At 65.7% G+C, this 21,790-nt stretch carries 17 protein-coding genes; 6 read left to right on the top strand and 11 right to left on the bottom strand.

What is annotated here, in order from left to right:
* The 8 genes from QRN25_RS23935 to gor form a co-directional block, all read right to left on the bottom strand.
* Positions 1-2,022 (bottom strand): acetyl-CoA carboxylase biotin carboxylase subunit, encoded by a 2,022-nt coding sequence (locus QRN25_RS23935; RefSeq protein WP_285021875.1) that lies wholly within the window; start codon positions 2,020-2,022, stop codon positions 1-3.
* Positions 2,004-2,840: an alpha/beta hydrolase gene (locus QRN25_RS23930; protein ID WP_285021874.1), complete on the bottom strand. Its 837-nt coding sequence runs from the start codon at positions 2,838-2,840 to the stop codon at positions 2,004-2,006. The genes QRN25_RS23935 and QRN25_RS23930 overlap by 19 nt, the downstream gene beginning before the upstream one ends.
* A gap of 17 nt (positions 2,841-2,857) precedes the next feature.
* Complete coding sequence (gene bioB / locus QRN25_RS23925; protein WP_502910496.1) at positions 2,858-3,910, bottom strand: biotin synthase BioB; 1,053 nt, start codon at positions 3,908-3,910, stop codon at positions 2,858-2,860.
* Positions 3,911-3,992: 82 nt separating this feature from the next.
* Positions 3,993-6,143 carry a methylmalonyl-CoA mutase gene (gene scpA / locus QRN25_RS23920; RefSeq protein ID WP_285021870.1) on the bottom strand — a complete coding sequence of 717 codons (2,151 nt, stop codon included), beginning with the start codon at positions 6,141-6,143 and terminating at the stop codon, positions 3,993-3,995.
* Between the two features lie 144 nt (positions 6,144-6,287).
* Positions 6,288-6,725, bottom strand: a complete 438-nt coding sequence (gene mce / locus QRN25_RS23915) for a methylmalonyl-CoA epimerase (RefSeq protein ID WP_285021869.1) — start codon at positions 6,723-6,725, stop codon at positions 6,288-6,290.
* A gap of 5 nt (positions 6,726-6,730) precedes the next feature.
* Positions 6,731-7,912, bottom strand: coding sequence for a beta-ketothiolase BktB (bktB, locus tag QRN25_RS23910; protein ID WP_285021867.1), 1,182 nt, complete (start codon positions 7,910-7,912; stop codon positions 6,731-6,733).
* Positions 7,913-8,017: 105 nt separating this feature from the next.
* A complete protein-coding gene (locus QRN25_RS23905; RefSeq protein ID WP_285021866.1) occupies positions 8,018-9,544 on the bottom strand; it encodes an acyl-CoA carboxylase subunit beta in 1,527 nt (508 codons plus the stop codon).
* A gap of 249 nt (positions 9,545-9,793) precedes the next feature.
* Positions 9,794-11,152 carry a glutathione-disulfide reductase gene (gene gor / locus QRN25_RS23900; protein ID WP_285021865.1) on the bottom strand — a complete coding sequence of 453 codons (1,359 nt, stop codon included), beginning with the start codon at positions 11,150-11,152 and terminating at the stop codon, positions 9,794-9,796.
* 180 nt (positions 11,153-11,332) lie between these two features.
* On the opposite strand from gor, the gene QRN25_RS23895 reads away from it, so the two are divergent.
* Positions 11,333-11,995 (top strand): RBBP9/YdeN family alpha/beta hydrolase, encoded by a 663-nt coding sequence (locus tag QRN25_RS23895; RefSeq protein WP_285021864.1) that lies wholly within the window; start codon positions 11,333-11,335, stop codon positions 11,993-11,995.
* A gap of 64 nt (positions 11,996-12,059) precedes the next feature.
* Here the strand turns inward: QRN25_RS23895 and pgi are convergent, their stop codons facing one another.
* Complete coding sequence (gene pgi, locus QRN25_RS23890) at positions 12,060-13,580, bottom strand: glucose-6-phosphate isomerase (protein WP_285021862.1); 1,521 nt, start codon at positions 13,578-13,580, stop codon at positions 12,060-12,062.
* A gap of 149 nt (positions 13,581-13,729) precedes the next feature.
* Between pgi and lepB the strand changes: the two genes are divergently transcribed.
* From lepB to QRN25_RS23865, 5 genes are all read left to right on the top strand, one after another.
* Positions 13,730-14,572: a signal peptidase I gene (gene lepB / locus QRN25_RS23885; protein WP_285021861.1), complete on the top strand. Its 843-nt coding sequence runs from the start codon at positions 13,730-13,732 to the stop codon at positions 14,570-14,572.
* Positions 14,573-15,241: a ribonuclease III gene (gene rnc / locus QRN25_RS23880; protein ID WP_008828823.1), complete on the top strand. Its 669-nt coding sequence runs from the start codon at positions 14,573-14,575 to the stop codon at positions 15,239-15,241.
* A complete protein-coding gene (gene era, locus QRN25_RS23875; RefSeq protein WP_008828824.1) occupies positions 15,238-16,131 on the top strand; it encodes a GTPase Era in 894 nt (297 codons plus the stop codon). The genes rnc and era overlap by 4 nt, the downstream gene beginning before the upstream one ends.
* Positions 16,131-17,219, top strand: coding sequence for an SGNH/GDSL hydrolase family protein (locus QRN25_RS23870; RefSeq protein WP_285021859.1), 1,089 nt, complete (start codon positions 16,131-16,133; stop codon positions 17,217-17,219). Before era ends, QRN25_RS23870 begins: the two co-directional genes overlap by 1 nt.
* Positions 17,220-17,417: 198 nt before the next feature.
* The gene (locus QRN25_RS23865) at positions 17,418-18,851 is read left to right on the top strand and encodes an ArnT family glycosyltransferase (RefSeq protein ID WP_285021856.1); all 1,434 of its coding nucleotides are present in this window, start codon (positions 17,418-17,420) and stop codon (positions 18,849-18,851) included.
* A gap of 34 nt (positions 18,852-18,885) precedes the next feature.
* On the opposite strand, the gene QRN25_RS23860 is transcribed toward QRN25_RS23865, so the two are convergent.
* Entirely contained in the window at positions 18,886-19,065 is a 180-nt protein-coding gene (locus tag QRN25_RS23860) for a hypothetical protein (RefSeq protein ID WP_008828827.1), read from the bottom strand.
* Positions 19,062-21,692: a type I DNA topoisomerase gene (gene topA / locus QRN25_RS23855; protein ID WP_285021855.1), complete on the bottom strand. Its 2,631-nt coding sequence runs from the start codon at positions 21,690-21,692 to the stop codon at positions 19,062-19,064. Before topA ends, QRN25_RS23860 begins: the two co-directional genes overlap by 4 nt.
* Between the last annotated feature and the right edge of the window lie 98 nt (positions 21,693-21,790).

Below are 21,790 nucleotides of genomic sequence, written 5' to 3'. Positions count from 1 at the left end.
TCACTCCATTTCGAGGATGATCGCATCCACCGCAAGGCTTTCCCCCGCCTTGGCGTTGACGGACTTCACCGTGCCCGACTTTTCGGCGCGCAGGATGTTCTCCATCTTCATGGCCTCGACCACTGCCAGCGGTTGCCCTGCCTCGACCTTGTCGCCCTCGCCTACGCTCAGCGAAACGAGGAGGCCCGGCATCGGGCAGATCAGGTACTTCGAGAGGTCCGGCGGGATCTTCTCGATCATGTGCTGCGTGAAGCCGGCGATGTGCGCGGGCAGGCAATCGACCTTGTGGATCGCACCGCGCGTGGTCATCCGGAAGCCGGTGCGGGTGACGTCCAGCTTGAGCGTCAGATCCTCGCCATCGACCTCGGCATCCACGAAGCGGTCGCCCGGGGTGTATTCCAGCTCCAGCTCGACTTCCTCGCCATTGACCGTCAGCAGGTCTTCGTCGAGTTCGACCGCGAAGACATCGCCGCCGATGGTCACGGTCCACTCGCCCGGAGGATCGAGCGGGGCGCCCAGCTGGCCTTCGACCCGGCGCGAACGATCGGCGCGCGCGGTGGCGACGAAGGCGGCGACGGCGGCCAGTTGTACCTTGAGTTCGTCCGACGCCGGCGCGCCGTGGAAGCCTTCGGGATACTCCTCAGCGATGAAGCCGGTGGTCAGCTCGCCCGAGCGGAAGCGCGGGTGCTGCATGATCGCCGAGACGAAATCGATGTTGTGGCCAAGGCCCTCGATCTCGAAGGCGTCGAGCGCGGCGATCTGCTTGTCCGCCGCTTCGTCGCGCGTCTCGCCCCAGGTTATGAGCTTGGCGATCATCGGGTCGTAGAACATCGAGACTTCGCCGCCTTCGTAGACGCCGTCGTCCACGCGGATACCGTCGATGCCGCGGCGGCCATTCTCTTCGCCGTCATCCGTCCAGCCTTCGACCGGCGGATTGTAGCGCACGAGGCGGCCCGTCGAGGGCAGGAAGCCGCGATAGGGATCTTCGGCATAGACGCGGTTCTCGATGGCCCAGCCGTCGATCTTCACGTCGTCCTGCGTCAGTTCCAGCTTCTCGCCTGCCGCGACGCGGATCATCTGCTCGACGAGGTCGACGCCGGTGATCGCTTCGGTGACGGGGTGCTCCACCTGCAGGCGGGTGTTCATTTCGAGGAAGTAGAAGCTCTCGCCCGTCGGATCCGCGCCCGAGACGATCAGTTCCACCGTGCCGGCCGAATAGTACCCCACCGCGCGCGACAGGGCGACGCACTGCTCCCCCATGGCCTTGCGCATCGCCGGGGTGACGAAGGGCGACGGCGCTTCCTCGACCACCTTCTGGTGGCGGCGCTGAATCGAGCATTCGCGCTCGTTCAGGTAGAGGATGTTGCCGTGCTTGTCGCCGAGGATCTGGATCTCGATGTGGCGCGGGTTGAGGATGAACTTTTCGATGAAGACGCGGTCGTCGCCGAACGAGTTCAGGCCCTCGCGCTTGGTGGCTTCGAAGCCTTCACGCACGTCGTTTTCGTTGTAGGCGAGGCGCATGCCCTTGCCGCCGCCGCCCGCGCTGGCCTTCATCATCACCGGGTAGCCGATCTCGGCCGAGATGCGCACCGCATGCTCGGTATCCTCGATCTCGCCGACGAAGCCGGGGACGACGTTGACGCCCGCCGCCTTGGCGAGCTTCTTGGACTCGATCTTGTCGCCCATCGCCGCGATCGCGTTCACGGGAGGGCCGATGAACTCGATGCCCTCTGCGGCGAGCGCCTCGGCGAAGGAGGTGCGCTCGGACAGGAAGCCGTAGCCGGGGTGCACGGCGTCGGCGCCGGTCTGCTTGGCGGCGGCGATGATCTTGTCGGCGATCAGGTACGACTGCGCGGCTGGCGCGGGGCCGATGTGAACCGCCTCATCGGCCATCTGCACGAACGGCGCGCGGGCGTCGGCATCGGAATAGACGGCGACCGTGGCGATACCCATGCGGCGCGCCGTCTTGATGACGCGGCAGGCGATCTCGCCCCGGTTTGCGATCAGGATTTTTTTGAACATGGCACCTCGAAGCCCCATTCGGGGTCTTGTTTGTTGGCGGTCGGAAACAGGAACTGCAGCGCCTGCGGCGAGAGGACGTGATAGGCCGTGGCGTGGGTCAGATCCTCACGCGGCGAGAGGCAGACCAGCGAGCCGCCCGCTGCCGCGACGCGCTGCGCGGCCTGAGCGGTTTCCCGACCTTCGTTCGAATATGTCAGGTACAGCGGACCGGTCCGGGGAGACGTCGCGATCAGGCCTGCGGCCGCTTTGGCGAGGGCCGCGTCATCCCACCACAGACTCGCGTCGATGGCGGCGTAACGGTGAAACAGGCCGGGTTCGCGCAGCCACGTCTCGACGATGAACAGACCGGCGAGCGATTCACCGATCACGCCATCGTCGCCATCGGTGCGATAATCCGCCTCGATCAGCGGCTTGACCGTGTCGCGCAGGAAGGCTCGGAACCGTGTGGATTGTCCAGCGGTCGGGTACTGCTTGTGCTGCGCGGCATTGCCCACGCTGCCGATCAGTTCGGCGCGGCGGTCCTTGCTTTCGATGCCGACGACGATCACCGGCAGCGAGCGGCCCCAGATCGCGTTGAGCGCGCTCGTCCCGGCAACATGCAGGAAGTCCTGCGAAAGGCCGCCATCGATGAGATACAGCACCGGATAGCGCTTGGTCCCCTCCGCGTAGCCTTCGGGCAGATAGACGTTGACCTGTCGCTGGTCACCGTCGGCAAAGGCAACGAGGTGCGTTTGTCCGATCGTGATCGGAGTGGATGCAGGCGCTTCGGCAACCGCAACGCCCGGCACGCAAAGGAGGCAGGACAACGCCAGCAGCATTGATCCCGCCCGTTTCATCACTCGGCCGCTTCCAGCTTGGCGCAGCCCTTGGGCATACGCTGGGCTTCGACTTGCGCAGGCGTCAGTTCGATCGCCATCGGCTTGAGGCCGAGGCGAGCGAACATCGCCAGATCGTTGTCGTCGCCCGCGTTGGGTGCGGTCAGCAGCTTGTCGCCAGTGAAGATCGAGTTCGCGCCGGCCATGAAGCACATCGCCTGCGTCATCTCCGACATCGACTCGCGCCCGGCAGACAGGCGCACCATCGAGCCCGGCATGGTAATGCGTGCGACCGCCACGGTACGCACGAACTCCACATCGTCGATCTTGGCGAGCGGGGTGTCGGCCAGCATGTCGCCCAGCACGGTGCCCCTCACCGGCACCAGCGCGTTGACCGGCACCGATTGCGGGTGCTCGGGCAAGGTGGCGAGCGTGTGGACGAAGCCGACGCGGTCCGCGCGGGTCTCGCCCATGCCGACGATGCCGCCCGAGCATACGTTGATCCCCGCCATGCGCACGTTCGACAGCGTATCGAGACGGTCTTCCATCGTGCGCGTGGTGATGACCTGGTCATAGCGCTCAGGCGAAGTGTCGATGTTGTGGTTGTAGTAGTCGAGGCCCGCGTCGCTCAGCATGTCGGCCTGCTGCGGCGTCAGCATGCCCAGCGTCATGCAGGTTTCCATGCCCATCGCGCGCACGCCCTTCACCATCTCGATGATGGCGGGCATGTCGCGGTCCTTGGGGTTACGCCAGGCGGCGCCCATGCAGAAGCGGGTCGAGCCCTGGTCCGCCGCTTGCGCCGCGCGCTGCAGCACGGCCTGTACTTCCATCAGCTTGGTCGCCTTGACGCCGCTGTTGGCCGAAACCGACTGCGAGCAGTAGCCGCAATCCTCCACACACCCGCCGGTCTTGATCGAAAGCAGCGTGGAAAGCTGCACCTCGTCCGCCTTGTGACTGGCGCGGTGAACTTCGGCGGCGCGGAAGACCAGTTCGGTGAACGGCAGGTCGAACAGCGCCGCGATCTCCTCACGGGTCCAGTCGGTGCGGGGGGTGAAGGCGGGGGTTTGGGTCATAGTCATTCCTCAGGCGGCACGCGCGCGGCTCGGGGCCAAAGCCCTGTCATAGAACGCGATGCCGTGCTGATCCAGCATCCCCTTACTCGGCCGCCTGCAGTTCGGAGCCGGCCGGCGGCATGTTGTGGCCGAGCAGGCGCAGCACGTCGGCGGCGCATTCGACCACGTTCGAGCCGGGCCCGTAGATGCCCTGAACGCCGGCATTGCGCAGGTATTCGTAGTCCTTCGCCGGGATCACGCCGCCAGCGATCACCTTGACGTCGCTGCGCCCGGCATCGCGCAGCTGCTGGATCAGTTCGGGGATCAGCGTCTTGTGACCTGCCGCGAGGCTGGAGGCGCCGACGACATCGACTTCGTTCTGCAAGGCCAGCACCACGGTTTCCTCGGGCGTCTGGAATAGCGGGCCGGAGACGACCTCGAAGCCCATATCGCCAAAGGCCGAGGCGATGATGTTGGCGCCGCGATCGTGGCCGTCCTGGCCCATCTTGGCGACCAGCAGCTTGGGCTTGCGGCCAAGGCGGCGCTCCACCGCTGCCACGCCGTCCAGCACCTGCCGCCAGCGGCTGTCGCCCTCGTAAGGCGCGCCGTAGACACCCTTCACCGGGGTCGGCTGGGTGCCGTAGCGCTCGAAGCTCTCCTCCATCGCGGAGGAGATTTCGCCGAGGGTCGCGCGGGCGCGGGCCGCTTCGACCGCAAGGGCGAGGAGGTTGTTCTCGATGCTGGCAGGCGCGGCGGCGCCATCGGCCAGCGCCTTGAGCGCGGCCTGGCACACGGCTTCGTCGCGCTCGGCCTTCATCTTGTTGATGCGGGCGATCTGGCCTTCGCGAACCTTGGCGTTGTCGATGTCGAGCGTCTCGATCGCGTCCTCGGCGGCGAGGCGGTACTTGTTGACGCCGACGATCACGTCGTCACCCCGGTCCACACGCGCCTGGCGGGAGGCGGCGGCGGTCTCGATCATCGCCTTGGGCCAGCCGGCGGCGACCGCCTTGGCCATGCCGCCATCGGCCTGCACGCGCTCGATGATCTCCCAGGCCTGGTCGACGAGGCTCTGCGTCAGCGATTCGATGTAGTACGATCCCCCCAGCGGATCGACGACATTGCACATGCCGGTCTCCTCCTGGATGATGATCTGGGTGTTGCGAGCGATGCGCGCCGAGAAATCGGTCGGCAGCGCGATCGCTTCGTCGAGCGCGTTGGTGTGCAGCGACTGGGTGCCGCCCAGCATCGAGGCCATCGCCTCGATCGTGGTGCGGATCACGTTGTTGTAGGGATCCTGCTCCTGCAGCGACACACCCGAGGTCTGGCAATGGGTGCGCAGCATCTTGCTGCGCTCGTCCTTGGCACCCAGTTCGGTCATCACCCGGTGCCACAGCACGCGCGCGGCGCGCAGCTTGGCGACTTCCATGAAGAAGTTCATGCCGATGGCGAAGAAGAACGACAGGCGGCCCGCGAACTTGTCGATGTCGAGGCCCGAGGCCACGCCGTATTTCACATATTCGGCACCGTCGGCGATGGTGAAGGCCAGTTCCTGAACCTGCGTCGCGCCGGCTTCCTGCATATGGTAGCCGGAAATCGAGATCGAGTTGAACTTGGGCATCTCGCGGCTGGTGTAGCCGAAGATGTCCGAGATGATCCGCATGCTCGGCTCGGGCGGGTAGATGTAGGTGTTGCGGACCATGAACTCCTTGAGGATGTCGTTCTGGATGGTTCCGTCGAGCAGCTTGCGATCGACGCCCTGCTCTTCACCGGCGACGATGAAGAAGGCGAGGATCGGGATCACCGCGCCGTTCATGGTCATCGAGACGGACATCTTGTCGAGCGGGATGCCGTCGAACAGGATCTTCATGTCTTCGACCGAGTCGATCGCCACGCCCGCCTTGCCGACGTCGCCCACCACGCGCGGGTGGTCGGAGTCATAGCCGCGGTGCGTTGCGAGGTCGAAGGCGACCGACAGGCCCTTCTGGCCCGCCGCAAGGTTGCGGCGGTAGAAGGCGTTCGATTCCTCGGCGGTGGAGAAGCCCGCGTACTGACGGATGGTCCAGGGCCGGCCCGCATACATCGAGGCGCGCACGCCGCGCGTGAAGGGCGCGAAGCCCGGAAGGCCTGGATCGACGGTCACGTCCTCGGCGGTGTAGAGCGGCTTGACCGCGATGCCCTCGGGCGTTTCCCAGGTCAGGTCCTTGCCCTTGACTTCCTTGGTCGCCGCTGCCTGCCAGTCGTTGATGTCGGGCATCGTGGTATCCTCTTTTACTCGTCGTCCCGGACTTGACCCGGGACCGGTGCCTGTCTTTAGGCGGGGCCTCTCTTCAAGGTGCCTCGCCGCGAGGTGGGCCTTTCCCGGCCAGCGGTCCCGGATCAAGTCCGGGACGACGTCAGTTCAATGCGCGCCCTTGGGCGTTTCCATGATCTCGGTAAGCTGGCCGCCCATGTCCCTGGGGTGGACGAAGAAGATCAGCGTCCCATGCGCGCCCATGCGCGGCTCTCCCAGCACGCGCTTGCCGAGGCCCTCGAACCAGGCCTTGGCGGCGTGGATATCGGGCACTTCGTAGCAGATGTGGTGCTGGCCCCCGAGGGGGTTCTTCTCCAGCCACTTGCCCACCGCCGAGTCCGGCGTGGTCGGCTGCAGCAGTTCGATCTGCGTGCCCTCGGTGCCGTTCTGTCCCGGCGTATTGACGAAACAGACGCGCACCTGCTGGCTTTCGAGCACGAACGGCTCGGTTACGTCAGTCGCGCCCATCACGTCCTTGTAGAACGCGATGGCAGCGTCGAGATCGGGCGTGGCGACGCCGATGTGGTTGAGACGGCCGAGCTTCATGCCAGTTATCCTACGTTCTCGATGACCATGGCGATGCCCTGCCCGCCACCAATGCACATGGTGACGAGGCCGTACTTTCCGCCGATGCGCTTCAACTCGTACATGGCCTTGATGGTCAGCATGGTTCCCGTCGCGCCGACGGGGTGACCGATCGAGACGCCCGAACCGTTGGGGTTCACCTTCGCCGGATCGAAGCCGAGCACCTTGGCGACGGCGGCCGCCTGCGCGGCGAAGGCCTCGTTGCTCTCGATCACGTCCATCTGGTCAAGGTTCAGCCCGGCGCGCTTAAGGGCGATCGGCACGGCCTTGATCGGACCTTCGCCCATGTATTCCGGCTCGACGCCCGCGTGCCCCCAGGCGACGATGCGCGCGAGCGGCTTCAGACCGCGCTTCTCGACTTCAGCACCGGTGGCGAGCACCACGGCGGCGGCTCCGTCATTGATGCCGCTGGCATTGCCCGCAGTGACCGTTCCGTCCTTCTTGAAGGCCGGGCGCATCTTGCCCAGCACTTCGACGGTGGTGTCCGCCTTCACATGTTCATCGGTGTCGAAGACGGTGACGCCCTTGCGGGTCTTCACCTCGACGGGCAGGATCTGGTCCTTGAAGCGGCCTTCGGCGATGGCATGCGCGGCGCGGGCGTGGCTGGTCGCGGCGAGCGCGTCCATATCCTCTCGGCTGACGCAGTGACGCTCCGCCACGTTCTCGGCAGTGATGCCCATGTGGTAGCCGCCGATGGCGTCCGACAGGCCGAGCGTCAGCGCGTCTTCCTGCGTGTTGGCGCCCATCTTCCTGCCCCAGCGCACGCCGTGGTCATGGTAGGGAATGTTGGACATGACTTCGGCGCCGCCCGCCAGCGTCACCGAGGCTTCGCCCAGCTTCATCATCTGTGCGGCCGAGACGATCGCCTGCACGCCCGACCCGCACAGGCGGTTCAGCGTCAGCGCCGGAGTGGCGAGCGGGATGCCGGCATTGATGCCGATCACGCGGGCCAGCATCTGGTCGCGCGCGCTGGTGGGCATGACCTGGCCGATGACCACATGCTCCACCGCGTCCGCCTCGATCCCGGCGCGGGCAAGCGCTTCGGTAGCGACGAGGCCGCCGAGGTCCGAAGGCATGAACGACTTCAGCGAACCGCCGAAATCGCCGACTGCCGTGCGCACGCCGCTGACGATGTAGACTTCTTCCATGACCTGACTTCCAATCCCTTATGCTTCGACCGGGCGCCGTATTCGGCCTTCGCATCCGGTCAGTGTACTCTCAAAAAGGCCACCTTTCAGCCCGACGGCCGCGCATCACAGCGGGATGTTGTCGTGCTTCTTCCAGGGATTCTCGAGTTCCTTGTTCCGCAGCTTGCGCAGGCCCAGCGCGATGCGGCGGCGGGTCGAGTGCGGATAGATGACCTCGTCGATGTAGCCCCGGCTTGCCGCCACGAAGGGATTGGCGAAGCGGTCCTCGTATTCCTTGGTCTTGGCGGCGATGCCGTCGGCGTCCTGGCCGCGGAAGATGATCTCCACCGCGCCCTTGGCGCCCATCACCGCGATTTCCGCAGTGGGCCAGGCGTAGTTGAGATCGCCGCGCAAGTGCTTGGAACTCATGACGTCGTAGGCGCCGCCATAGGCCTTGCGGGTGATGACGGTGATCTTGGGCACGGTCGCCTCGGCATAGGCGAACAGCAGCTTGGCGCCGTGCTTGATGATGCCGTTGTGCTCCTGGTCGGTGCCGGGCAGGAAGCCCGGAACGTCGACGAAGGTGACCAGCGGAATGCTGAAGGCATCGCAGAAGCGCACGAACCGCGCCGCCTTCTTCGACGAGTTGATGTCGAGCACGCCCGCCAGCACCATCGGCTGGTTGGCGACGATACCGACGGTCTTGCCCTCGACCCGGCCGAAACCGATGATGATGTTGCCCGCGTGGAGCGGCTGGAGCTCGAAGAACTCGCCCTCGTCCACCGTCTTGCGGATCACTTCGTGCATGTCGTACGGCTGGTTGGCCGAGGGCGGGATGATCGTGTCGAGGCTGGGTTCCAGACGATCCCATGCGTCGGCCGAGGGACGCTCCGGCACGCCGTCGCGGTTGGACGAAGGCAGGAAGTCGAAGAAATCGCGGGCCGCCAGCAGCGCCTCGATGTCGTTCTCCAGCGCGAGGTCGGACACCGAAGTCTTGCTGGAGTGCGTGATCGCGCCGCCCAGTTCTTCCTGCGTGACGACTTCGTTGGTGACGGTCTTCACCACTTCGGGGCCGGTGACGAACATGTACGAGCTGTCCTTCACCATGAAGATGAAGTCAGTCATCGCCGGCGAATATACCGCGCCGCCCGCGCAGGGGCCCATGATGAGCGAGAGCTGCGGCACCACGCCCGATGCCAGCACGTTGCGCTGGAACACGTCGGCATAGCCGCCGAGCGAGGCCACGCCTTCCTGAATGCGCGCGCCGCCGGAATCGTTGAGGCCGATGACCGGCGCGCCCACTTTCAGCGCGGCGTCCATCACCTTGCAGATCTTCTGCGCGTGGCGGGCCGAGAGCGAGCCGCCGAACACGGTGAAGTCCTGGCTGAACACGTAGACGAGGCGGCCGTTGATGGTGCCCGAGCCGGTAACTACGCCGTCGCCGGGGATCTTCTGGTCCTGCATGCCGAAGTCGACGCAGTCATGTTCGACGTAAAGGTCCATCTCCTCAAAGCTGCCTTCGTCGAGCAGCACGTCGAGGCGTTCGCGCGCGGTCAGCTTGCCCTTGGCGTGCTGTGCGTCGATGCGCTTCTGACCACCACCCAGCTTTGCGGCGGAGCGGCGCTTCTCCATTTCGGCGATATTTGCGGACATCCGGATTCCCTTGCCTCGGCGCATGCAGCGTCAATTGCTGCATCCGCGTAAGACGCCGGGAGCGGTCAGGTCAACTGTTTTTAATCGCCCGGTTAAACTTATCCGGGATGGGTCTGCGATCTATCCGTCAGGCGATATGACCGAACCCGCCCACCCGTCATTGCGAGCGCAGCGAAGCAACCCAGGGCGGCGTAATGCTACCGTGGATTGCTTCGCTGCGCTGGCAATGACGAAAGAGGTTTTCGCCCCCTACTTCATCAGCACCAGTTCTTCCGACATCGTCGGGTGAACGGCCACGGTGGCGTCGAAATCGGCCTTGGTCAGCCCCGCCTTCACTGCGATCGCCGCGACCTGGATCAGTTCCGGCGTGTCCGCGCCGATCATGTGGATGCCCAGAACCTTGTCCGTCTCGGCATGGCAGACCATCTTGTAGAGCGAGCGCTCGTTGCGCTGCGCCAGCACGTTCTTCATCGAGCGGAAGTCGCTGGAGTAGACCTTGCAGGTGCCGAACTGCTCGGTCGCCTGCGCTTCGGTCAGGCCCACCCCCGCGAGCGGCGGATGGCTGAACACCGCCGAGGCAATGCACGAATAGTCCACGCTGGCCTCCTTGCCGCCGAACACGCGGTCGGCGAAGGCTTGTCCCTCGCGGATGGCGACGGGGGTGAGCTGCACGCGGTCGGTCACGTCGCCCACGGCATAGATGCTCGGCACGCTGGTGCGCGCGTTCTCGTCCACCGCGATGGCGCCCTTTGCGTTCAGCTTCACGCCGACGTCTTCGAGGCCGAGGCCTTCGATATTGGGCACGCGGCCGGTCGCGAACAGGACGAGGTCGACTTCGATCGGCTCGTGATTGCTCATGTGGACGACCAGCGAACCGTCCTCCTGCTTCACGATCTTCTCGAAGTTCGCGTTGAAGCGGAACTCCATGCCCTTCGCCAGCGAGATCTGGAGCAGGCGGTCGCGCACGCTCTCGTCATACCCCCGCAGGATCTGGTCCGAGCGGTTGATGAGCGTCACATGGGCGCCGAACTGGTGGAAGATGCCCGCGAACTCGTTGGCGATATAGCCCGCGCCCGCGATCAGCACGCGCTTGGGAATCGCGTCGAGATGGAACGCTTCGTTGGAGGTGATGCCATGCGTATGACCCGGGCATTCCGGCACCTGCGGCCGCGCGCCGGTGGCGATCAGGATATGCTTCGCGGTCTTCTTCTCGCCGTTCGCCAGCGTAATTTCGTGCGGGCCGGTGATCGTCGCGCGCTGGTGGAATATCTCGACCTTGTTGTTGTCGAGCGTCTGCGTGTAGAGGCCGTTGAGGCGATCGACGTCGCCCAGCACGTTATCGCGCAGGGTCTTCCAGTCGAACTTGGGCTCGCCCACGTCCCAGCCGAAGTGGCGCGCGTCTTCGAGGTCTTCGGCGAAGTGCGCGGCGTAGACGAGCATCTTCTTGGGCACGCAGCCCCGGATCACGCACGTGCCGCCGACCCGGTACTCCTCCGCCACCGCCACGCGCGCGCCGTAGGCAGCCGACACGCGGCTTGCGCGCACGCCGCCCGAACCGGCGCCGATGGTGAAGAGGTCGTAGTCGTAATCGGCGTCTTGTGCGGGCATGCGATGAAGCTCCTTTGGTCGCGGGGCATATGGGACATGGGCTGGGTGATTGCCAGCACGCTCGGCGCGGATTTCCATCCGGCGCTCAAGAATTTCTTCCTGCCGCTTTGACCTCGGAACGCATTGTCAACTTTATCAGTTGAGTTTACATTCGAGCCCATAGCACAAGGGAGATCGCCGATGCCCCGTTCTCTTCAAAGTCGTTCGCCCCGGAGCGAATCCGAAAAGCAGGAACCGCTGATCCTTCTCGTCCCCGGCCTCGACGGCAGCGGACCGCGCCACTGGCAGCGGCGCTGGGCGGAAGAGTTCGACAATGCCCAGCTGGTGGAGCTGGGCACCTGGGACAACCCCCACCGCAACACCTGGATCAACCGTTTGAACCTGGCCGTGCACCGTGCGGGACGGCCCGTGGTGATCGTGGCGCACAGCCTCGGCTGCATCCTGACGGCATGGTGGTCGAAGTTCGAGCAGCCGAGCTGGTCGGCCCCGGTGATCGGCGCGATGCTGGTGGCGCCGCCCGAAGTCGATTTTTTCCCGCGCGACGAACGGGTGACCGGCTTCGCGCCGACGCCCGCCGATGCGCTGCCCTTCCCCTCGCTGCTGGTGGCTAGCCACAACGATCCGTGGATGGGGTTCGAGACCTCGAAAAGCCTCGCGCGGCGCTGGGGCAGCACGTTCGTCGACGCCGGGAACAGCGGGCATATCAATGCAGATTCCGGCCTCGGCAGCTGGGAGGACGGCAAGCGCCTGCTCTCGCAATTGATCGAGATCGGCGCATCCTCGCCGGGATCCACCCTGCCTGCTCATGCCGATTGGGCAGAGGGCCTCGAACACCGCGCCTGACGGCGCGTCATCCTACCCTTGCAGGGCGCCGGGGCGACCTAACGGTCGTCCCGGCGTATTATTTTCAGGCGATGCCCGCCAGCGCCAGCAGTGCGGTGGTCGAAGGATCGAACTCCACGCCGCCCTGCTCGATCTGCTTGGCGATCTCCTTGCCGAGTTCCACGCCGAACTGGTCGAACGGGTTGATCCCCAGCAACACTGCGTTGGCGAACGTGCGGTGTTCATGGAACGCCACCAGCGCGCCGAAGGTCGCGGGCGTCAGGTCATCCACCAGCATCGTCGCCGAGGGACGGTCGCCCGGATAGGCGCGCGCCGGATCGTCGCTGTGCTTGCCCGCCATCAGCGCGGCACCCTGCGCGAAGCAGTTCGACAGCAGGATGCGGTGGTGATCGAAGGCAAGGTCGTGCCCGGGCGCGATCGAGGCGATGAAGTCCACCGGCACGAGGTTGGTGCCCTGATGAAGCAGCTGGAATACCGCATGCTGCGCATCGGTGCCCACCCCGCCCCAGGTGATCGGCGCGGTGGGGCCGTCTATCGGCTTGCCGTCGAAGGTCACGCGCTTGCCGTTGGATTCCATCTCCAGCTGCTGGAGATAGTCGGGCAGCAGCGCCATGCGCTCGTCATAGGCGAAGACCGCGCGGGTCTGGCAGCCGCGCAGGCGGGTGTAGTACTGGTCGGCGAAAGCGGCGCGCAAGGGCAGGTTCGCAAGGCCGTCCGTATCGCGGAAGTGCACGTCCATCGCCGCCGCCCCGTCGAGGAACTCGGCAAAGTCCGGCCAGCCCAGCGCCATGGCGACGGGGAAGCCGATCGACGACCACAGCGAGTAACGCCCGCCCACGCTCTCGGAGAAGGGCAGGATGCGGGTTTCGTCCACGCCCCATTCCATCGCCTTTTCCGGCGCCGCGGTCAGCGCGACGACGCGGCCATAGGGATCTTCGACACCGTTTTCGCGCAGCCAGATCAGCACGCTGTCGGCGTTGGTCATCGTCTCGATGGTGGTGAAGGTCTTGGACGCGACCGCCAGCATCGTGGTGGCCGGATCGCACTTGGCAAAGGCCTGCTCCAGCGCGCAACCGTCGATGTTGGAGACGACGTGCACGTCCACCATCGCGCCTTCGCGCGCCAGCGCGTCGATAGCAAGCGCCGGACCGAGCGCCGAACCGCCGATGCCGACATGGATCAGGTGCTTCACCTCGCCCATGGCGCCGCGGTGGATGGCCTCGACGATGGCGGCCATGCGGTGATGGTTCTCGGCCGCGGTCTGGACGCTCTCGTCCTTGCCGACGCCGCGCTGGGCGGTGTGCTCGGCGGCGCGGCCTTCGGTCGGGTTGACGATCTCGCCCGCGAACAGCGCCGCGCGGCGGCCCGCGAAGTCCTGCGCCTGCGCCAGTTCCTCGAAGGCGGCGACGTGCGCGGCGTCGAGGTGGGTCTTCGACCAGTCGAACAGGATTCCGGTGGAGTTCTCCTCCTCACCCAGTTCGAAGCGCGTCGCGAAAGCATCCAGACGGCCGGAATCGGCATCGAAAAGCTGCTTCAAGGTGGGTTTGTCGAGGCCCTGCAGCTTGTTCCATACCGCTTCGCTCATACAACGCATCTCCTGGTAAGCATTCGGTGCGCCTTATGCGTTCCGCAATTGCGAAATCCAAGCCCGAGTTGTGCAATTATCGGCCAGTACCTCACGTTGGTCGGGATCGCTCTTGACGGAAGCACGTGGCCATGGGCAAGGGTTTGCCCATGAGCGACACCCATAGCGCGACAAAGATCGAAGCCGGCCAGGCACCCGCCGGAGCCCCTGATGCCAAGCCCCAGAAGGACGAGAACTTCTTCTCCTTCCTGTTCTGGCTGGTGCTGGGCGTGGTGGTGCTGCGCAGCTTCATCATCTCGCCGTTCAACATCCCCAGCGAGTCGATGCTGCCCCGGCTGCTGACCGGCGACTATCTGTTCGCCACCAAGTGGTCCTACGGCTTCTCGAAGTATTCGCTGCCCTTCAGCGTGCCGCTGATCCCGGGCCGCATTCTCGCCAGCCAGCCCGAGCGCGGCGACGTCGTCATCTTCAAGGCCCCGCCAGACAACGACGTCGATTACATCAAGCGCGTCATCGGCCTGCCCGGCGACGAGATCCAGATGAAGGGCGGCCAGCTCTGGATCAACGGCAAGTCGGTGCCCAAGGTGAAAGTCCCTAACTTCACCGTGCCCGTCAGCCCCAACACCGACTGCGGCCCCGGCTTCGAGACCACGGACAACGGCAAGGACGTCTGCTCCTACCCACAGTTCAGAGAGACCCTGCCGAACGGCAAGAGCTACACCGTGCTCGACATGGGGCCGACCCCGCAGGACGACACCGGCGTCTTCGTGGTGCCCGAAGGCCACCTGTTCCTGATGGGCGACAACCGCGACAACTCGATGGACAGCCGTTTCCCGGCGGTCGAGGGCGGCGGCGTCGGCATGGTCCCGCAGGAGAACCTCGTCGGCAAGGCGGCGGTCATGATGTTCTCGACCGACGGTTCGGCCGAATGGATCAAGCCCTGGACATGGTTCACCGCCGCGCGCTGGAGCCGCATCGGGAGCGTGATCTGAGTGCTTGAAGCAAATACCCGCGCCTTTCTGATCAAGCATTCCGGCCAGGAGCCGCTCGACGAAGCGCTCTGGCAAGCGGCCCTGACGCACGGCTCCACCGGCGAGAAACGCAATTACGAACGGCTGGAGTTCCTGGGTGACCGGGTACTCGGCCTCTCGGTGGCCGAATGGCTCTACCGGGGCAGCGACGAGGCGGAAGGCCGCCTGTCGCAGCGCCTCAACGCGCTCGTCAGCCGCGCCACTTGCGCCACGATCGCCCGCGACATCGGCCTCGGCCCGCACATGCGCCTCGGCAAGCAGGCGCGCGACGACGGCGGGCAGGATTCGGAGAACATCCTGGGCGACGTGATGGAGGCGATCATCGGCGCCTGCTTCACCGAGCGCGGTTTCGAAGCGGCACGCGATATGGTACTCGGCCTTTGGGCGGATACGCTCCAGGGCAAGACCGGCAAGCGCAAGCATCCCAAGTCCGCGCTGCAGGAATGGACCGCAGGCAACCGCCGCAGGATGCCCGAATACAAGTTGATCGAGCGTTCAGGTCCGGATCACGCCGCGCGCTTCACGGTCGAAGTGTCGGTCCACAACGTCGGTTCGGCACAGGCCACGGCCCATTCCAAGCAGGACGCCGAGACCGGCGCCGCAGAAGAGTTCATGAGGAAATTCGGATGACCCAGCACTGCGGTCTCGTCGCCGTCATCGGCGCCCCCAACGCGGGCAAGTCCACGCTCGTCAACGCGCTCGTCGGGCAGAAGGTGGCGATCACCTCGGCCAAAGCGCAGACCACCCGCGCCCGCCTGCTCGGCATCGCGCTCGAGGGCGAGGCGCAGATCATCCTCGCCGACACCCCCGGCATCTTCGCGCCGCGCCGCCGCCTCGATCGCGCGATGGTCGCCGCCGCGTGGGAAGGCGCGCAGGAAGCCGACGCGATCCTGCTGATCGTCGATGCGGTGAAGCTGCGCCGCCACGAACTGATGCCGCTGCTCGAAACGCTGAAGGACCGCACCGAACGCAAGGTGCTGGTGCTCAACAAGGTCGATGCAAGCGCCAAGGAAAAGCTGCTGGTGCTAGCGCAGGAATTCACCGCAGAAGTGCAGTTCGACGAGGTGTTCTTCGTCTCCGCCCTCAGCGGTGACGGCGTGCCGCAGCTCAAGACCTGGCTCGCCGGGCAGATGTCCGAAGGGCCCTGGCACTATCCCGAGGACCAGGTTTCCGACGCCAGCGAGCGCCTGCTCGCCTGCGAGATCACGCGCGAACAGCTCTACCGCCAGCTCCACGAGGAACTGCCCTACGACGCCGCCGTGCGTCCTGAGGCCTATACCCCGCGCAAGGACGGCTCGGTGGAAATCCGCCAGCAGATCGTGGTCACCCGCGACAACCAGCGCGCCATCGTGCTGGGCAAGGGCGGCTCGAAGATCAAGGCGATCGGCGAGGCCGCGCGCAAGGAACTGAGCGAAGTGCTTGGCCAGAAAGTCCACCTCTTCCTCCATGTGAAGGTCGAGGAGAACTGGGCCGAAACCAAGGACATCTACGAGGAAATCGGACTCGACTGGGTGAAATGATGAAGGCCGCATTCTCGACCCTCACTGCCACCGCATTTCTGCTGTGCGGCTGCGCCACGCCTTACATGAAGGCCGTGGCCGCCGAGAAGGCGCAGGTCACCCTGGTGGAAGAGAACCTGGCCGGGCAACGCTACGTCGCCATCGGCTCGTCGTTCGCTGCGGGACCGCAGTTGCCGCCGGTCAAGCCAAGCTGGCCCGCACGCTGCGGTCAGAGCTTCAACAACTACCCGACGCTGCTCGCCGAGCGCTTCGGCATGGTGCTGATCGACCGTTCCTGCTCGGGCGCGGTGACCGACAACGTGCTCGGCCCCTGGGGCGAAGTGCCGCCGCAGATCAACAGCGTCACGCCCGACACCCGGCTGGTTACGATCACCATCGGCGGCAACGACCTGTCGTACATCGGCAACCTGTTCTCGGCGACTTGCGCCTTCAACGCGAAGATCATCGCCGCCTCGGGCGCCAAGACCAAGGCCTGCGGCCCGGTCCGCATCCCCACCGAGACCGACTACGTCCGCGACGAGGCGCAGCTCAACGAGATCGCCCGCCGCATCAAGGCGACCGCCCCGCAGGCGCGCATCGTCTTCGTCCAGTACCTGACCCCCGTGCCGCCGCCGGGCAAGCTCTGCGCCGACACCCCGGTCAGCGAGACCGACGCCGCGATCGTGCGCGAGATCGGCCGCCGCCTTGCCGAGATCACCGGCCGCGTGGCGCAGGCGCACGGCACCATCGTCGTCGAGATGAACCAGTCCTCGGCCACCCACACCCCTTGCGACAAGGAGCCGTGGATGATCGGCTCGCCGCAGGGCTACGACGGGCGGCAGGGCCTGCAGTGGCACCTCAACAAGGCCGGGATGCAGGCGACGGCGGACGGCATTTCGTCATGGCTCATCAAGGCGGGCGTAAGGCCGGTGAAGCCTTCGGTGACGGTCGAGCCCGGCCTCAATCCTCCGGGACCGGCGCCGACGAAGCCTGCCCCCGGGCAGCCGATCCCCGCCGTTCCGGTGCCGGGACCAACCGCCGCCCCAACGGCCAAGCCTGCGCCGGCGCCGACGGCCAAACCGTCGAACGAGACGAAGAAGCGCTCGTAACGCCGCGGAAGTCTGGCGACGGCGCGATCCGCCGTCGCATTCCTGCAATCAAAACGCCTTAAGCGCCCTTTCCCAACAACTGCCGTTCCCCCCGCGGCCGGAACGAGGAAAGGGTCGCCCATGGTCGCGCGGAGTGCCGCCGCGGCGCAACGGAATGTTCCGATTGCCGTTCGCCGTCCTATCGGCGCCCGGCTTCGGTTGGGTTCGCTCGCGCTGTACCTGCCGATCGCCTTCGCATTGCGACTGCTGATGCTGGGCAAGCCCGCATTCCAGTCGGACGAGCAGTTCTACCTCCTCGTCGGGCAGCGCATGGCGCAGGGCGCCCTTCCCTACGTCGACATCTGGGATCGCAAGCCCTGGGGCCTGTTCGCGCTCTATCGCGCCGTTTACGCCCTGCCGTTCGATCCGGTCTTGACTTATCAGTTGCTCGGCCTTGCCTGCTCGGTGCTCACCGCGCTGGTCATCGAGCGCATCGCCCGCCGCATCGCTCCGCCCCGCGCAGCGCAGTGGGCGGGGCTGGTCTATCTGCTTTGGCAGCCGGTGTTCAACGTGGCGCTTGGCCAGTCGCCGGTGTTCTACAACCTGCCTGTCGCCCTTGCCGCGCTGATCGTCGTCGATGTGCGAACGCGGGCGCACGATCCCTTGCTTGCCCGCCGCGGCCTGGAGGCGATGCTGCTGTTCGGGCTTGCGATGCAGATCAAGTACACGGCGGTCTTCGAAGGCGCTGCCTTTGGCCTGATGCTGCTGGGACGCGGCTGGGCGGACGGCTGGCCGCCCCGGAGACTGGTCCTGGCGGGCGCTGGATGGATCGCGGGGGCGCTAGCTCCGACTGCGGCGGTCTGGACAGGCTATGCATGGCTCGGCCACGGCGATGCCTTCGTGCAAGCCAATTTTACCTCGATCCTGGGCCGCACGACGGACATGGCCGATGCCTTCGGTCGGCTCGCCAAGGAATGCCTGGCGCTAATCCCCTTCGCGCTCGCCCTGCTTCTGGCGCCCCATCGCCTGCGCCCCGTTCGCGGAGAGCGTCCGGCCGCCCTGCCGTCCCTGCGCATTTGGGCGCTGGCGAGCATCGGCGGGTTCCTGGTTTTCGGCACTTGGTACGACCACTATCTCGGCCCCGTGCTGGTGCCGCTGAGCGTGCTTGCCGCCCCGGCCCTCGCACGTAGCCGCCCGGGAGAGCGCTGGTACGGCCAACTGCTACTTGGGCTCGGTGCGATCGGTGCCGTCGCGGCGCCCGCCCTGCAGGTCCGCGAAAGAGGCGATGCCACGCAATTCGCTAGCATGACACACGCGATCACGCGCGAACTGCACGGCCGCTGCCTTTACGTCTTCGAGGGCGACAGCGCGCTCTACCGCACCACCAACGCCTGCATTCCAACGCGATTTGCCTACCCAAGCCACCTCAATGCGATGAATGAAGCGGGCGCGCTGAACATCGACCCGGTGAGCGAAGTACGCCGCATCATGGCCAGCCGCCCCGGCGTGGTGGTGATCGGGCTGTCGAAGCGTCCGAACCGCGCCAACGACAAGACGCGCGACATCGTCATGAAAGCGCTGCGCAGCGATTACCAAACTTATGCGCAGGCCAGCCTAGGCACCCGCCGGTTCGCGCTGTGGCGGCTGAAATGACGCCGCCCCGGAACTGATCCGGGGCAGGAGACCGTCACCGCGCCTTGGCGATGTTCATGCCATGCTGGCGCGCCGCATCCTTGGTCGATTCCTCGGTTCGGTTGAGGGCCTTGGCAATTTCCTTGAGGCCCTTGCCCTTGCCCGCGAGGGTCTGCAGCTTCTGCAGTTCCTCGGGCTTCCAGGGCTGCTTGTGCTTGGCAACCTTGTCGCTCATGCTTCGACATCCCACGGTGCGGCGCTGTCCTCGGAATCTGCGGCCGCCTTCTTCTTTGGCGCTGCTTTCTTAGCCGGGGCCTTCTTTGCCGCCGGCTTCTTGGCGCCATCCGTCTTGGCAGCAGCCTTCTTGGGCGCCGCCTTCTTGGCTGGCGCCTTCTTCTTTCCCTTGGCCGGCCCCTTGGCCGCCTTCTCGTCGATCAGCACGACGGCCTGCTCGGCGGTGAGGTCCTCCGGCTTCTGGTCGCGCGGGAGGGTGGCGTTGGTGGTGCCGTCGGTGACGTAAGGACCATAGCGGCCCGCCATAACCTTGATCTCGCCGCCGCTGGTTGGATGCGCGCCCAGCAGCTTGAGCGGTTCCGCCTTGGTGCGCGAGGCCGCGCCGCCGCGATTGGCGGCGTCAGCCAGCATCGAGACCGCGGCGTTCATGCCGGTGTCGAACACTTCCGCCGTCGAACGCAGCCGTGCATACTTGCCGTCATGCGCGAGGTACGGGCCGTAACGCCCGATGCTGGCAGTGATATCCTTGCCCGTCTCCGGGTGCGGACCCACGGTGCGCGGCAGGCTGAGCAGCTTGATGCCCCATTCCAGCGTCAGTTCGTCGATATCCTTGGGGATCGAGGCACGCTTGGCCTCCTTGCCCTCGCCCAACTGGATATAAGGACCGAAGCGCCCGGTACGGCGCATGATCTCCATGCCGGTCTCCGGGTCCTTGCCCAGCCCTTCGTCATCGCCGCCTTCGGCGTTGCCTCCGGGCTGCGCGAACTTGCGGGTGAACTTGCACTCCGGATAGTTCGAGCACGCCACGAACGCGCCGTAACGACCGCCGCGCAGGGACAGGCGCCCCTCGCCGCACTTGGGGCAGACACGCGGATCAGTGCCGTCCGCCTTGGGCGGGAACAGGTAATCGGAGAGGAATTCGTCCAGCGCCTCGGTCACTTCCGAGGGCTTCTTCTCCATCACCTCGTCGGACTTGGGCTTGAAGTCGCGCCAGAACGCTTCGAGCAGCGCCTTCCATTCCTGGCGTCCGCCCGAAACGTCGTCGAGTTCGTCCTCCATGCCCGCCGTGAATTCATAAGCCACGTAGCGGGGGAAGAAGCGTTCGAGGAACGAGGTGAGAAGTCGCCCCGTCTCCTCTGCGAAGAAACGGTTCTTCTCGGTCCGCACGTAAGCGCGGTCCTTGATGACCTGGATCGTCGCGGCATATGTCGAAGGACGCCCGATGCCCAGTTCCTCCAGCCGCTTCACAAGACTGGCTTCCGAGAAGCGTGGCGGCGGCTGGGTGAAGTGCTGCTCGGCGGTCACGTCCTTCTTGGCCGGCATGTCGCCCGCCTTCATGAAGGGCAGCAGGCCTGCCTCGTCGTCATCGTCGGCCTTGTTGTCGCGGCCTTCCTCGTAGACGGCAAGGAAGCCCGGGAATTTCACCACGGTGCCGGTGGCGCGCAGTTCGTTGCGGCCAGTTCCGTCGCGCAGGGTTACGGTGGTACGCTCAAGCTGGGCCGAAGCCATCTGGCTGGCCATCGCGCGCTTGAAGATCAGATCGTACAGGCGCGCCTCGTCCCCTGAACCGAAGCGGTCCTTGGTGAACTCGGTGGGACGGATCGCCTCGTGCGCTTCCTGCGCGTTCTTGGCCTTGGTCTCGTAGTGGCGCGGCTTTTCGGGAACGAAGTGGCCAGAGAAGCGCTCGGCGATGGCGGCGCGGGCGGCCGAGATCGCACTCGGGTCCATCTGCACGCCATCGGTACGCATGTAGGTGATCGCACCCGCTTCATAGAGCGTCTGCGCCACGCGCATCGTCTGGCTGGCCGAGAAGCCCAGCTTGCGTGCGGCCTCCTGCTGCAAGGTCGAGGTGGTGAACGGCGGCTGCGGGTTGCGGCGATGCGGCTTGGTCTCGACGCCCTCGACCTTGAAGGCGCCCTGCTCCACCGCGGTCTTGGCCCGCATGGCGATGCCCTCTTCGCCCAGGCTGAGGCGATCGAGCTTCTGGCCCTCGAACGTCACCAGCTTGGCGGTGAAGTCGGTCCCGTCATGCGCCATCTGCGCGGCAACGGACCAGTACTCCTGCGGCGTGAACGCCTCGATCTCGCGCTCGCGATCGACGATCAGGCGCAGTGCCACCGACTGCACGCGGCCCGCCGACTTGGCGCCGGGCAGCTTGCGCCACAGAACCGGCGAAAGCGTGAAGCCGAACAAGTAGTCCAGCGCACGGCGGGCGAGGTAAGCGTCGATCAGGTCCTGATCCAGCTCGCGCGGCTGGGTCATCGCCTTGGTGACGGTTTCCTTGGTGATCGCGTTGAAAGTGACGCGCTGCACGTCCTTGGGCAGCGCCTTTCGCTTGGCCAGCAGTTCGCGCACGTGCCACGAGATCGCCTCGCCCTCGCGATCAGGGTCGGTCGCGAGGATCAGGCGGTCGGCGGTCTTGGCCGCATCGGTGATCGCCTTCACCTGGCGCTGCTTGTCGCCGTAGAGTTCCCAGTCCATCGCGAACTCCTCGTCCGGGCGGACGGAGCCGTCCTTGGGCGGCAGGTCGCGAACGTGGCCGTAGCTGGCGAGGACCTTGTAGTCCTTGCCCAGGTACTTCTCGATGGTCTTGGCCTTGGCGGGCGATTCTACGATGACTAACTGCATTTCAGACTTTCTTACTGCCCCTCACGTGCACGTACGCACACATGTGTATGCGCATAGGGTGGGAAGGCTTGGGGGCATTCGTCAAGCCTTGTGCGTCT

Origin of the sequence: Novosphingobium sp. fls2-241-R2A-195, assembly GCF_030209485.1 — a bacterium.
Taxonomy (GTDB): Bacteria; Pseudomonadota; Alphaproteobacteria; order Sphingomonadales; family Sphingomonadaceae; genus Novosphingobium; species Novosphingobium resinovorum.
The sequence above is the reverse complement of the archived record's forward strand: the minus strand, read 5'-3'. Positions and strand labels throughout refer to the sequence as shown.